Origin of the sequence: Microcystis wesenbergii NRERC-220 (genome assembly GCF_032027425.1) — a bacterium.
Taxonomy (GTDB): Bacteria; Cyanobacteriota; Cyanobacteriia; order Cyanobacteriales; family Microcystaceae; genus Microcystis; species Microcystis wesenbergii_A.
The window spans coordinates 2353178-2366155 of the sequence record NZ_JAVSJA010000001.1 but is presented as its reverse complement, the minus strand read 5'-3'; the positions used below and the strand labels follow the sequence as shown (position 1 = coordinate 2366155).

Annotated in this window: 12 protein-coding genes and 2 pseudogenes; 8 read left to right on the top strand and 6 right to left on the bottom strand. The window is 41.5% G+C overall.

Features of this window, described 5'->3' with window-relative positions:
- The first annotated feature begins 40 nt into the window (after positions 1 to 40).
- A pseudogene (locus RAM70_RS11620) lies at positions 41 to 1276 on the top strand (ISL3 family transposase).
- Here the strand turns inward: RAM70_RS11620 and RAM70_RS11615 are convergent.
- Positions 1260 to 2426 carry an IS4 family transposase gene (locus tag RAM70_RS11615; protein WP_312673833.1) on the bottom strand — a complete coding sequence of 389 codons (1167 nt, stop codon included), beginning with the start codon at positions 2424 to 2426 and terminating at the stop codon, positions 1260 to 1262. The pseudogene RAM70_RS11620 and the gene RAM70_RS11615 overlap by 17 nt on opposite strands.
- A 13-nt stretch (positions 2427 to 2439) precedes the next feature.
- Here RAM70_RS11615 and RAM70_RS11610 point away from each other — a divergent pair, with 13 nt between their 5' ends.
- On the top strand, positions 2440 to 3621 hold the full coding sequence (locus tag RAM70_RS11610; RefSeq protein ID WP_045358595.1) for a transposase: 1182 nt from the start codon (positions 2440 to 2442) through the stop codon (positions 3619 to 3621).
- A gap of 40 nt (positions 3622 to 3661) precedes the next feature.
- Here RAM70_RS11610 and RAM70_RS11605 read toward each other — a convergent pair.
- The 3 genes and pseudogenes from RAM70_RS11605 to RAM70_RS11595 all read right to left on the bottom strand — a co-directional run.
- Positions 3662 to 3784, bottom strand: a pseudogene (locus RAM70_RS11605) (IS4 family transposase); the annotation flags it as partial.
- Between the two features lie 314 nt (positions 3785 to 4098).
- Positions 4099 to 4656 (bottom strand): IS630 family transposase, encoded by a 558-nt coding sequence (locus tag RAM70_RS11600; protein WP_008204666.1) that lies wholly within the window; start codon positions 4654 to 4656, stop codon positions 4099 to 4101.
- Positions 4610 to 4822, bottom strand: coding sequence for a hypothetical protein (locus tag RAM70_RS11595; protein ID WP_312673828.1), 213 nt, complete (start codon positions 4820 to 4822; stop codon positions 4610 to 4612). Before RAM70_RS11595 ends, RAM70_RS11600 begins: the two co-directional genes overlap by 47 nt.
- Positions 4823 to 4956: 134 nt before the next feature.
- On the opposite strand from RAM70_RS11595, the gene RAM70_RS11590 reads away from it, so the two are divergent.
- Entirely contained in the window at positions 4957 to 5973 is a 1017-nt protein-coding gene (locus RAM70_RS11590; RefSeq protein ID WP_288016859.1) for an IS4 family transposase, read from the top strand.
- Positions 5974 to 6027: 54 nt separating this feature from the next.
- Here RAM70_RS11590 and RAM70_RS11585 read toward each other — a convergent pair whose 3' ends face one another.
- The gene (locus RAM70_RS11585; RefSeq protein WP_376750880.1) at positions 6028 to 6153 is read right to left on the bottom strand and encodes a hypothetical protein; all 126 of its coding nucleotides are present in this window, start codon (positions 6151 to 6153) and stop codon (positions 6028 to 6030) included.
- 255 nt (positions 6154 to 6408) lie between these two features.
- Positions 6409 to 7950, bottom strand: coding sequence for an NAD(P)H-quinone oxidoreductase subunit N (locus RAM70_RS11580; protein ID WP_190380085.1), 1542 nt, complete (start codon positions 7948 to 7950; stop codon positions 6409 to 6411).
- Positions 7951 to 8458: 508 nt separating this feature from the next.
- On the opposite strand from RAM70_RS11580, the gene pipX reads away from it, so the two are divergent.
- From pipX to RAM70_RS11555, 5 genes are all read left to right on the top strand, one after another.
- Positions 8459 to 8731: a transcriptional coactivator PipX gene (pipX, locus tag RAM70_RS11575; RefSeq protein WP_045358306.1), complete on the top strand. Its 273-nt coding sequence runs from the start codon at positions 8459 to 8461 to the stop codon at positions 8729 to 8731.
- Positions 8732 to 8734: 3 nt separating this feature from the next.
- Positions 8735 to 9394 carry a YggS family pyridoxal phosphate-dependent enzyme gene (locus RAM70_RS11570; RefSeq protein WP_190380084.1) on the top strand — a complete coding sequence of 220 codons (660 nt, stop codon included), beginning with the start codon at positions 8735 to 8737 and terminating at the stop codon, positions 9392 to 9394.
- A 460-nt stretch (positions 9395 to 9854) separates the two neighbouring features.
- On the top strand, positions 9855 to 10427 hold the full coding sequence (locus RAM70_RS11565; RefSeq protein WP_045358302.1) for a cell division protein SepF: 573 nt from the start codon (positions 9855 to 9857) through the stop codon (positions 10425 to 10427).
- Positions 10428 to 10559: 132 nt separating this feature from the next.
- Complete coding sequence (gene proC / locus RAM70_RS11560) at positions 10560 to 11372, top strand: pyrroline-5-carboxylate reductase (protein ID WP_045358301.1); 813 nt, start codon at positions 10560 to 10562, stop codon at positions 11370 to 11372.
- A 79-nt stretch (positions 11373 to 11451) separates the two neighbouring features.
- Positions 11452 to 12972 (top strand): ArnT family glycosyltransferase, encoded by a 1521-nt coding sequence (locus tag RAM70_RS11555; RefSeq protein ID WP_312673827.1) that lies wholly within the window; start codon positions 11452 to 11454, stop codon positions 12970 to 12972.
- Positions 12973 to 12978: the final 6 nt, after the last annotated feature.

The window sequence follows — 12978 nt, the reverse complement described above, 5'->3', positions numbered from 1 at the left end:
AGGATTCAACGTTTCTGCCAAAAACCAGAGTATTTTACTTATGATACTTGACAAATTTTTGAACCTAGAAGGAACCTCTATTCAAGGCTATCGACACCTAGAAAATGTCGGTATAGTTTGACCAGTCGAATCGAAAAAGAAAAAAGCAATCTGTCCTCGTTGTGGGTTAGAGAGCGATAAACTACACCAAAATCATCGATATTTAGTCAAAGATTTACCAATCTCAGGACAACCAGTGTACCTACAAGTTAATCGTCGTCAATTTAAGTGCGATAATTGTCGAAACCCCTTGAGCGAAGAGTTAGATTTTGTCGCCAGTAAACGAACCTATACGAAAAGACTAGCCGAGAATATACTTGAACAATTAAAATCAGGAGATATTTTAAATGTTAGCCGAAGAAATGACGTAACGGAAGAAGAGATTCAAAGAATGCTAGAGGACATCGCTGAAGAAATTACCGAGCCAGATTTATCGGAATTAAAAAGACTAGGAATTGATGAAATCGCTCTAGTGAAGGGACAAAAAAATTACTGTGCAGTTTTAGTAAATTTAGATACGGGAAAACTAATAGCTATTCTGGAGAAGCGAACACAAGAAGAGTTTAAGAAAACCCTTACGGGCTGGGGAAAAGAGGTGTTAGAGCAAATTGAAGAAGTGAGCATAGACCTTTGGTTGTCCTATAAAAATCTGGTAAAAGAATTGATGCCGTCGGCCGAGGTAGTCGCTGATAGATTCCATGTAATGAAACAAATTAATCAAGAGTTAGACGAACAGAGAAGAGCAGAAAAAAGAGCCGTAGAAGCGCAGAAAAATAAAAAACAGAAAGCGGAAAAAGAAGCGAAGCTAGAAGTTTTAAAGCGAAGTAAATATAGCCTATTAAAAAATGAAGAAGATTGAACGGAACCACAAAAAATTAAACGAGAAGCTATCAAAGAAAATTGGCCAAATTTGAAAAAGATGCAGGAATTAAAGGAAGAATTCAGAAAGATTTATGAAACCTCAGAGAATCCGACAGAAGGACTGCTATCTATCTCGGAATGGTTGGCAAAATCCTCCATTGTTTTTACCAAGAGTTGTCAAACAATCCGAAACTGGTTTGGAGAAATCATTAGTTATTTCGAGCGAAGGACAACGAATGGGGTAGTCGAGGGAATCAACAATAAACTTAAACTAATAAAACGGCGAGGCTATGGCTTTAGAAACTTTCGGAATTTTTGGGTTAGAAGTATGTTATCTTGCTCAAGGGGTGACAGAAAGGTTAAAGAGCTTGCTTGATAAGGCTCATAGCCGTTAACCCTTTGGAGAAATAAGGGTTTTTCTGGGGTTTGAGGCGTATCAAAGAAAGGGCAAGTTCCGAAAAAATATCCATCGACTCAACCCAAAAAGTACCATAAGTCCCTATCCAAAAATCACTATGTCTTTCAGCAGAACGATTAGATTCTTTGAGGCGACAAATATAAACACGGTGGGGTAAAATATTGAGTTGTTGACCCCGTATTGTATTTAAAGAATAGGCGATAGCAATTAATAAAACAAGAGCTAAAAAACGCGGTTCGCTAACTTTAGTTTTCTCGATATTATAACCTCCCGTTTTACAATCTTTGAACATTGCTTCAATGCCAAAACGAGATTCATATAAATTTAAAGTCTCATCCAAAGAGTCAAGATTAGTAAGAAGATACCAAGGAGCTTCGGCTTGTTTACTACGGTAGCGTCTTTTCCAGCGAGTGGCCAAATTAAAAGGGCCAAGTTTATGAGCAGATGTATGATAAATATCCGAAAAAAAATGCTGAGTCCCCGGTTGAATATCTAGAGCTTTTAGAGGTTGATAGTTTTCTTCACCTGATAATAGCAAAGATGTTCCCTTCTTTTGTCTCAGAATAAAGGCTATCCCCTTTTCGTCTAGCCACTTTCCTAGTTGAACACTGTGAAATTCTCGGTCGCCTATCACGACAACTGGGTAGGATTTCAAAAATTTTAATACCGGCTTGAGAAAGTTTTTTTGGTTCCCTAAATTACTGCTTCCTTGTTTATCTAACAATATCCAGTACACAGGTAACGCCCTTTTTCCACAAATAACACTAGCTACAAACAAATTTCTTCCTTTCCAATCTGTTCGGTCAATTACCAATAATAGATGTCCCAGATGCTTAAGTTTTTTCAGTTTTCTTCTTTGATGTCGATTTTTATTTTTTTCGCTAAACTCTTGCTTAATAATGTGTTTAATTAGCGGAAACCATAACAATTTTACACTTAATTGCGGTAACTTGAGAAACCTTTGTAAATTTCTTCTTCTGCTTTCAAAGGTAATTGGTTGGGGAAATAAGGCGGCCAATCTCCTGACTGACGGACACAAGTGGGTCAAAACCTGACAAGACAAGGGTTGCCAAAAAGAAAAATATCTGGGTAGATAGGGAAAAAGCAAGAATCCCTACAAGATGAAAACCGAGAACAGAATCTTCTCCCAAGTTTATTCCTATCTAGAACAAGGAAGCCGATTTGTGGATAAAAGACATTTAACCGTCCTCAGTTGGATGGTGACAGCCCTACTCAGTAGTCAAAGTCTCAATCAAGCCAGATGGGAACCCTTTGTACAAAGCAGAGCCGAACAAGCCAATAGTTATCAGAGACGGTGGAATCGCTTTTGCCAGAATGGAAGAGTAGCGGTGGAAAAGATATACATCCCCTTAATATTGAAAGCCATCGAGACTTGGAAGGAGAAGGGGGAAAGACTTTATCTAGCAATAGATACCACTCTGTTGTGGAATCAATACTGCTTTGTCTATCTAGCGGTGGTCTGCGGGGGGAGAGCCGTCCCCTTGATGTGGATGGGATTAGAACATGGTAGTGCCAGCCTAGCTTTTGAGAAATACGAACCCTTGTTGGACAGAGCCAAAGGCTATCTTCAGGGCTTTGAGAATGTCATGCTGTTAGCCGACCGAGGCTTTGCCAATCAGCAATTAATTCAATGGCTCAGGAAAAATACTTGGCATTGGTGTCTTCGCTTACCTTGCGATACCCTCATTTACGGTGTTCGCCGTCGGGGTTTTGGCTATGAGGTCAGAGAACTCTATCCTCCCAAACGGCAAGCCTGCTTTTATCGCAACGTTCAAGTCTGGCAGGAGGCTAGAATCACTGCTCATCTTGCTTTAGCCTCTGTTCCAGGGGTTAAGGATAATTGGGCAATTCTGAGCCATGAACCTCCTACCCTTGACACCTTCTGGCAGTATGGTCTTCGTTTTCCCATTGAACATCTCTTTCTCGACAGTAAATCGGGCGTTTTTGACTGGGAACATTCTCGTGTTCGCTCTGCTGCTTGTTTAGAACGTCTCTATCTCATTGTTGCCATTTCTATTCTCTTTGCTACTTTAACTGGCATGGCGGTTCAACAATCTGGCTCTCGCCGTCAGGTTGATGCTCATTTTCGGCGTGGTTTGAGTTATTTGAAAATTGGTTTACGTTGGCTGGCGGGAGTTGTTCATAAGGCGCGTCCCTTCTTGCGACTTGACCACTTATTTTCTGTTGACCCTTTTCCCTGTTTTGCTTCTCGCAAAGCTCGTCAGGATTATTATGGCAAAATTACCTTTTCTTTTATTCAGGAGTTTGAGGCTTTCACATAACAGTACTTGTCTTTGTATTGAAAAATGTGTCCGTCAGTCAGGCCAATCTCTCCAATTGTACTGTTCTATGGCTTTGTAGGAGCAGTATAAGAATTTGTAGAGTCAGATATTGTGCTTGTGTCAAGCTGGCTTGTAAACAGGCCTGATAGAATGATGGTAACATATTGAAATTTTGGGTGGTTGTCTCAACCACTCTATTTCTTTTGGGTTCATTTGGCTAGAGTCTTTATCTTGATTACCTTTGAACCCCTTTGTCACCCCTTGAGGTTATCTTGGCATCTTGTCTGTTGATTTAGCATAAAGAGTAACGAAGAGCCAATTAATTTTGCTTAGGTACTTATCTATTCCAGCTTCATCAATATAGACAAATCTTTCCGGGGCATAACCTCTGATTTTTTGGAGAAACTCTTTTCGGGCTTCTTCATCTCTTTCTCTGTAGCCATAAGTTTTTTTTTTCTATGGCATAGAACGAGTTAGTTAGGACAGATGCCTGAAGGCTTTACTCACAGCATCCACAAGGTTTTCACTATCATTGATAATCTGACTAACATAGTTTTTCAATCTAGCCCAGAACTTTTCAATTTTGTTGAGGTCTGGAGAATAGGCGGGTAAAAATAGCACTTCACATCCCGCTTTAGCTAACAATTTTTTGATTCTCTCTTTGGGATGAAAACTGGCGTTATCAATGATGATAATTTGACCGGGTAGTAGTTCGGGTAATAGCAATTGTTCTATCCACTCACACACCAACTCTGTATTACAGTACCCCTCAAACACCATTGGCGCGATCGTGGAACCACGCCACCAACCGCTGATCACACTAACTCGTTCGCTACAGTGACCTAACTTTAAAGCCTCAAATCTTTCTGATTTGTGACAATATCCATAAGGATAATCGATGGTGTTATCTATTCCAGCTTCATCAATATAGACAAATCTTTCCGGGGCATAACCTCTGATTTTTTGGAGAAACTCTTTTCGGGCTTCTTCATCTCTTTCTCTGTAGCCATAAGTTTTTTTTTCTAGTAAATCCAATTCTTTTGAGCGCTTGACCAATTCTCATCCTACTGACTGGGTTAGCCCATTTTTGCGCCATTTTTTCTTGGGTCAAATGCCCATATTGTTCGGCCAACTTTTGAAAGGCTTCTAAATCGTCAATTTTGGGCTTCGGCCCTCGACGATAGTTAGTTTTAGCGGCCACCGTCCCAGTTTGTTTCTTCCGTTTCAGCCATAGGTCTAATGTCAGAAGTGTTGAACGTTGAGAAAAGTCAGAAAAAAAATGCTATTATAGATAGAATCTAGACAACTTATTCCCCTCACAATAGGGAGTTTGCCCTGATGACGAATTTTTCAAAACTCATAAAAGAGCTTCTCAAACCACTGCCTAAAAATGACTACCCCGCTTTAGATACTTTTACATTTTTGTCCTGTTGGATTGGTTTTGCTTTAGATAAAAGCATCGTCAGTATGAGGGACTTATGCAGTAGAATGGTACTTCAAGGAATTAATGTAAATTTATCCACATTTTCTAAGGCAAGCAAAATTAGAGAAACAAGTCCATTTGAGAAAGTCATTGTCGAATTAAATAAGCGTTTAGTTGCCAAAAAAGGAATAGAGAATGCGCGAGCTTTATTTCCTATTGACTCAACAATAATTAGCTTAACCAGTAAATTACTATGGTCCCAGGGATGGCATCAAGTAAAACTATTCTCTGGTCTTAATAGTATCACAACAGAGGTGGTCGGAATACTCATCCATTTTGGTCAAGGTCATGACTCAAAAGAAGGAGGAAAAACGATAGAAGCAATTCCTGTAAATGGAGTTGGAGCAATGGATAGAGGATTTGCGTCTAATCAAAGAATCACCGAATTATTAGAGAGTAGTGACAAGCATTTTGTCTTGAGAGTGAAAAATAATATTAGCCTAGAGATGCTCGAAAATGGCAAGTGTAAACTCGGAAAAGATAAAAGACAAATAGAAGTAAGAGTAGTCGCTTTTTGCGACCTAGAAAGTCAAACAGAATTTCGGCTGGCGACAGATTTACCTCTAGAAGGAGAAGGAGCAGTTAGTAATGAAGAAGTTGCCGAAATTTACATCCAAAGATGGCAAATAGAACTGCTGTGGAAATTTTTAAAAATGCATCTAAAGTTGGATAATCTAATCACTAAAAACGAGAACGGAATCCGCCTACAGATCTATAGTTGCATTATCGCTTATCTGATTCTACAGCTAATAGATATTGAAGAAGGATTTGGGAAAAGCTTATTAGACAAACTGCGCTATTTACAGAGTTTCATGTGTCAACATATTAGCTATGTACACTGGTTCCGGAGGATTGTCTATTCAATTTAAAATTTGATGTTATAGGGGTATTATGCTTGTCAATGTAAAGTTTTATTACAGGATTCAACGTTTCTGGTCTAATGTATTACGACTAATATTGAGGGTGCGACAGACATGGCTTTTTTTCTCCCCTCGCTCTACGGCACTCACTGCTTTCTGTCTTAAATCATCACTATAGGGTGCTGCCATGAAAGCTTCTCCTCATTTCTTTTTCTCTATTATGTCCTAACTATCCCGCTCTTTGCTATAGAACAAATTGAGAGTTAATCACATTACTAAAAACGGATTAGCTGTAGGGCTAATTCATGAATTAGCCCTACAATAGGCGTTGTCAAATTGAAAGATGCTCCGAATCAGCCCAGAACTGAAATTACTTTGATAGCAAGGATTGCATGGCATCTTTCCTATTCTGATCTGACAACGCCGATAAATCAACAGGGATTTTCAATTTGCCCGGGAAATGTGCGTCGCCAGGGCCGCCGATTGTAGGATGGGGGTAGTGGTGACGGAATCCGTCGCTAGGGTAAAGAGAGGATTGGAGAGGATACCGGCCAGGGAAGTCGCCACTAGGGAGAGGACAATGCCCACCTGTAGGGGACGCATCCCAGTAAGAGTCCAATTGATAACGGGGTAATTTTTCACCGCATCGGACATCTCTTGGGGTTCCTTGACCACCATCATTTTGACCACACGGATATAGTAGTAAATCGAGGCCACACTGGTAACTAAACCAACGAGGACGAGGGCATAAAGTCCCGCTTGCCAACCGGCCCAGAATAGATAAATCTTACCAAAGAAGCCCGCTAGAGGCGGAATTCCCCCCAAAGAGAGCAGACAGATGCTTAAACAGAGGGTTAGGAGCGGATCTTTCTGGTAGAGTCCCGAATACTCAGCGATCTGATCGGTTCCAGTTCTCAGAGCAAAGAGAATCACACAGGCAAAAGCCCCTAGGTTCATGAACAGGTAAATTAACAGATAGAAAATCATGCTAGAGTAACCCGCGTCAGTACCGGCGGTTAAACCAATCATGACAAAACCCGCCTGACCGATCGAGGAATAGGCTAACATCCGTTTCATGCTAGTTTGGGCTAAGGCGACCACGTTGCCGAGGATCATACTCAAAATTGCTAGGGCGATAAAGATAAACCGCCATTGTTCGCTCACTAGACCGAAAACCGTCACTAATAAGCGAATTGCTAGGGCAAAACCGGCCGCTTTGGAACCTACCGAGAGGAAAGCCACCACGGGAGTGGGTGAACCTTCGTACACATCAGGGGTCCATTGGTGAAAGGGAACCGCCGAAATTTTGAAGGCGATACCGGCAATCACAAAAACTAATGCGATCGCTAAGGCCAGGGACTGACCACCGTTAACATCGGTTAATTTTTGGGCAATGGCACTTAAACTGGTTTCACCTCCGGATAAACCGTAGAGAAGGGAAACACCGTAGAGGAAAATCGCCGAACTAGAAGCTCCAATTAACAGGTATTTTAAAGCGGCCTCGTTCGATCGAGGATCCCGCTTCATGTAACCGGTCATTAGATAGGAGGAAATACTGAGCATTTCTAGGGAGATGAAGATCATCACCAATTCACTAGCGCCAGATAGGAACATTCCCCCGAGGGTTGCGGTGAGCATAATGGCCAAGAATTCCGCTAGGGAGGTTCCCGCTTGTTCCACATAACGGATAGACATCAGCACTGTGGAGGCGGTAGAAAGAGCAATAATCGCCCTAAAGACGATACTGAGATTATCGCCCTCAAAAGCCCCTAAAAAGGCCACTGGTTTCGGATTGTCCCAGGCAAAATAAAGAGCAACCACAGCAGCGAGCAGACCAGCGATCGCAGCGTAGGGCAGCCAACTTCTGGCACTTCGTCCCACGATTAAATCGCCGATTAAAATCACCATCAGGGTAATAATCAGGATTCCTTCGGGCCAGATAACGCCGGCGTTTAGCTGACTGGCAACAAGACTAGAAAAATCCATATTGATTGAGGTTAAAGGAATTTGAAGTTAAAAAAGGCTTAATACAAGCTTAGGGCATTTCATCAGTGATTCAGTGATCAGTTATCAGTTATCAGTGATCAGATCTGAGTTTTCAGTTCACCGATCGCCGCTATCGGGTCAAAATATCTAAAAAACCAGATAAATTTGAGATAATATTAGCTTTTATGGTTATTATAGTTGTCTATTGTCTTTTTTATCCTTCTGTCTCGGAGTCTACTCAGCTAAGGGAAAATCTTTGATTTTTGCAGCAGAGCTAATTTCTGATGGTGACAAGTTGTCACCGAGATGTATCCACGTTAACAGGGAATAAAGTGAAAACTCAGGAAATCATGACATAGACTGGCATCGTTAGTTGTCATTGAAGGATTCTGATAAAATTAGGCTAGGGAAACACCCGGAAAATCACTTGTTTTCGAGCCATCCGCTTGATTTTGTTGTTGAAAAACTTTCTAGTTCGCTCAATCCTTTTCCTTTAGCGCTCGCTTGAATGAGTAACGAAACCTATCTCAATCATCCCACTTTCGGTCTATTATACAGAGTGTGTCTATTAGAAGAACATCAGGAATTATTTACCACTCTTTATGCCCAACGTCTTTTTTTTCTGGTGACGGCCGGACCCAAAAAAGTCTCGTTCGCTCCGATTAGTCGTTCCGATGCTCGTCTTTTGGTGGAAAATCGGCTGCGGAATTTGCGACGGCGCAGTAATGTGCAAGAATTTAACAGTCTCAACCAAACTTATCAACAAACCTTTTCAGTCTAGTTCATGACGATCGCTAGTCGTATCGAGTCAATCCGTCTTACCCTACCCCCCTCCACGCGTCTGATTGCCGTCAGTAAACAGGTATCTGGCGATTATATCCGTCAAGCTTACCGAGCAGGAGTGAGAGATTTTGCTGAAAGTAAGCTACAGGAAGCAATCTCGAAGCAGCAAGAACTAAAAGACCTCCAGGATATTTCTTGGCACTTTATCGGGCATCTACAGGCAAATAAAGCCCGCAAAGTCCTAGAATCTTTTGATTTAATCCATTCCCTCGATAGTTTAAAATTAGCCCAAAGACTCGATCGCCTAGCTGGGGAATTAGAGATTAATCCCCAAGTTTTGCTACAGGTGAAAATTGTCCCCGATCCCGATAAGTTCGGTTGGGACACAGACGAATTACTAGCAGATATTCCCGCTTTAGTCAACTGTAAACAGCTAAAAATTCAAGGTTTGATGACAATTCTGCCCCGAGGATTATCCGCTGGGGAAAAGTTAGCCGCCTTTGAAAAAACCAGAGATTTAGCCCAAATAATCGAGAATAGCTCTAGTTTACGCCTGCCTCATCTATCAATGGGGATGTCTAACGATTATCCTCTCGCCATCAAGGCCGGAGCCACTTTAATCCGGGTGGGAACCAGCATTTTTGGCGATCGCATTTACTGAACCATCTCCGTAAATTTACAGAAAAACCCCCCTAGAAAATTTAATGATCGGTGATAATATATATTAGAATTGCAGCGCCCAATCTAGAAGCTGGTGGTTAGAAATGAGGAATTGACTTTTTCCCAATCCCTGAAAACTATCCCCTGAGCACAAAGACCGAATCTAAAACCTAATTGGTTAAGCTAAAAGCTTTGATGTGCTTAGTTTCTAACCTTCTTTTTAGGTAGGAGAATTGCCAGATTCTGTCTTCTGCACGAGTGCCTGTTGCCTCTTGCCTTCAGCAGCTGATAACTGATAGCTTAATTTGGGAACTAACCGCTGCCTCCAGACGACTAAAATGACGAACCCTTAACAAAATAGTTCCCCTGTACTAAGTTAGAGCAAAAATTGTTAAAGGCCAATAAATAACCCCGACTCTAGACAAGACCACCCAAAAAAATCTTGTGAAGGACCTTAGACTGTGAACAACATTTTTACCAAACTCAAAGATTTTGTCGGCATCTCCGAACAACCAGAAGACGAAGACGAAACCGACTACGAAGAAATGAACTGGGAAAAGTCTTCCCCCCAAGAGAAGGATCAAAACGAAGAAGAAGAACCGCTTAATCGTCGTCAACGCGAACCTTTAAATCTCAACACAGCCACATCTATGGGACCCAACAGAAGCAACGTGATCGGTATGCCAGGTATTAACAACAATAATGCAGAAGTAGTCGTGATCGAACCCCATTCCTTCGAGGAAATGCCCCAAGTTATCCAAACCCTGAGAGAACGCAAATCGGTGGTTTTAAACCTCAACGTCATGGCTCCCGAAGAAGCACAAAGAGCCGTGGATTTTGTCGCCGGTGGCACTTACGCGATTGATGGTCATCAAGAACGCATCGGTGAGAGTATTTTCCTATTTACCCCCAGCTGCGTTAAAGTTAGCACCCTTTCGGGAACTATTCACGATATCGCCGACAATCCGAAAATGGCTCGACCCGTTTCCTCCGCACCTGCTTGGGGCGCTGAAATCAATCGATTAGCTCAATGAATCCGCCCATAGTCCTCTCGTCAAGTTTGTCGAAGCTGGAAATCGCTCGATTGCTCGAGAGGATGTGTTTTTTCTGGGTAAGACCTCTAAATCTGCCTTTTTTTCTTTTTACTTTTTACTTTAAAAAATACTGTGTCTATTCGCTTAGGAATTATTGGCGGTGGAGTGATGGCCGAGGCCATTCTCAGCCGTTTATTAAAAAAAAATATTTATAGTCCCGAAACGGTGTTAGTCAGTGAACCCCAATCCCAACGGCGTAACTTTTGGGTTAATACCTACGGAGTAAAAGTCAGCGAGGATAACCGGGAAGCCGCTAGAGCAACTGAGGTGTTAATCTTAGCGGTAAAACCGCAAATTTTAGAGCAAGTAGTGAATAGTTTGCTGGGAATACCCGAAAAACCCCTAATTATCTCGATTTTAGCGGGAGTTACCCTCAATCGCTTAGAAATGGGCTTTCCCGATCGCCCCGTAATCCGGACGATGCCCAATACCCCGGCCACGGTGGGACAAGGGGTTACAGCGATCGCACCCGGTCGTCATGCGGAACCGGAACATCTGGCCGTAGCCAGAGATATTTTTGCTGCGGTCGGTTCGGTGGTGGAAGTTCCCGAGCCTTTGATGGACGCAGTAACGGGATTATCGGGATCGGGCCCGGCATTTGTGGCCCTGATGGTGGAAGCTTTAAGCGATGGTGGTGTGGCGGCCGGATTACCGCGAGCGATCGCGTCTCAATTGGCCATAGAAACAGTTTTAGGGACGGCAACCCTATTAAAAGAATCGGCCATACATCCGGGAGAATTAAAGGATCGCGTCACTAGCCCCGGGGGAACTACGATTGCCGGGGTGAGACAATTAGAAAAAGGCTCTTTTCGCTCGACAATTATCGAGGCAGTAGTGGCGGCCTATCATAGATCTAAAGATTTAGGGCGTAGTTCCGAAAAGTAATCTTGGTATCTTTTTTAACCCCCTAACTGATGTCTCGATCTGTGATAAGATACGCAGCAATTCTTGTCCAGAAAAAGTTATGAATAAGAAATCTTATCGTTTTGATTTAATGGCATTAATTGCCATTGCTGTTTTTTTTCTGGGGATTGTTTTCTGGAAAGTCCCGCTTCATTATCCCTATATCCTTAATTTTGATGAAGCGGTGGCCCTGGTACTTGCCTACGTCACCAAACAAGGTTATCGTCTCTACGAACAAGTTTGGCACGATCATTTATCGGGTTTATCTCTTTTACTAAATAGTTGGTTAAGCTTGACAGGATTTACTATCCATGCGGCGCGCCTTATGGTGCTTTCTTTGTCCACAATTATGTTAGGAATTTTTTATCTAATTCTGAGAGTTAATTGCGGAATATTGGCCTCTTGTTTATCGGTATTTATTCTCTCAACCTGTCTAGTGTATATTACCCTTTCAACCACAATGTTGCGGGAGTTACCCTCACTTTTTTTTACAATCTTAAGTATTTTTATCATCTTTAAAGCCCTTCAATCCACGGGTAAGCTTAAGTATGGGCTGTATTTACTCAGTGCCATTGCTTTGGTTTTTTCCCTGCAAATTAAACTTTCGGGCATTACTATTATCCCAACTGTAGCTTTAATTATTTTTCTCAATCAACAGAATAGTTTTATTAAAAGAATCATTGATATTGTTATTTGGTCAGTCGCTGTTGTTTTAGTCTTTGTCTTGGGTTCCCTGACTATTTTTCCTTTTTCCTACGCAAATATCATTAAATCTCATGTCAGTGTTGCCGCTAGTTTCGGTGAAGAAAATCTCACCTTATTGACTCTCTTACAAAGCTCCCTACAGCACGAACCAATTTATCTAATCGTGACAGCGAGCGCTATTATAGCGATGGTTTTTACTCGCAATATAATACCACTTTTACCGCCCTTGATCTGGTTGGGTTCTAATCTGTTCAGATTTGCCACAGTCGCCCCAATTTGGCCCTATTATTATATCCATTTAATTATTCCCGCCGTTTGGATAATTGCCTTGTTTGTCGAACAGTTAAAAATTACTGATAGCCTCGGAGAATTTAGGCAAAATCGCCAAATAACTTGGGTATTAATGCTTAAAATGCTGATTTTTATTCCCCTGTCTGGTCAATTTCTCTTTAATACCTTGAGAATAATCACCAATCGTGATCCGGCAATTAATGCCTACGTTCAATTTAATAAAAGGTATAAACCTCTTTTAGCAGAAGCTGTGTTTGAAAAATTTAAAAACTCCGATAAACTTCTGTTAACCGACAATCCTCACTACATATATCAATATTTCTTGAAAACACCCCCAGAAACTGCTGTCATCACCAGAAAGAGATTTATCAATCAGAATCTTGATGGGGATTTTATCCTAGAAGTTATTGAAAAAAGACAGCCAGATTTGGTTTTCCTCTATCGATTTGAAAAGGAATTTATGCAATCACCAAAACTCAAGGATTATCTAGAGAAAAACTATATCCAGTTTCCCGACCAGCAAGAAAAAGGAACTCTCTTTATTAGTCCCAAAACTTGGCAAGAATATCAAAGTAAGGCCGATTAGAAATTG

Bases quoted from the DNA above. Each gene is read 5' to 3' on its own strand.
- RAM70_RS11610 (WP_045358595.1), top strand. From the start codon at position 2,440: ATGAAAACCGAGAACAGAATCTTCTCCCAAGTTTATTCCTATCTAGAA.
- RAM70_RS11585 (WP_376750880.1), bottom strand. From the start codon at position 6,153: ATGGCAGCACCCTATAGTGATGATTTAAGACAGAAAGCAGTGAGTGCC.
- RAM70_RS11580 (WP_190380085.1), bottom strand. From the start codon at position 7,950: ATGGATTTTTCTAGTCTTGTTGCCAGTCAGCTAAACGCCGGCGTTATC.
- pipX (WP_045358306.1), top strand. From the start codon at position 8,459: ATGAGTAACGAAACCTATCTCAATCATCCCACTTTCGGTCTATTATAC.
- RAM70_RS11570 (WP_190380084.1), top strand. From the start codon at position 8,735: ATGACGATCGCTAGTCGTATCGAGTCAATCCGTCTTACCCTACCCCCC.
- RAM70_RS11555 (WP_312673827.1), top strand. From the start codon at position 11,452: ATGAATAAGAAATCTTATCGTTTTGATTTAATGGCATTAATTGCCATT.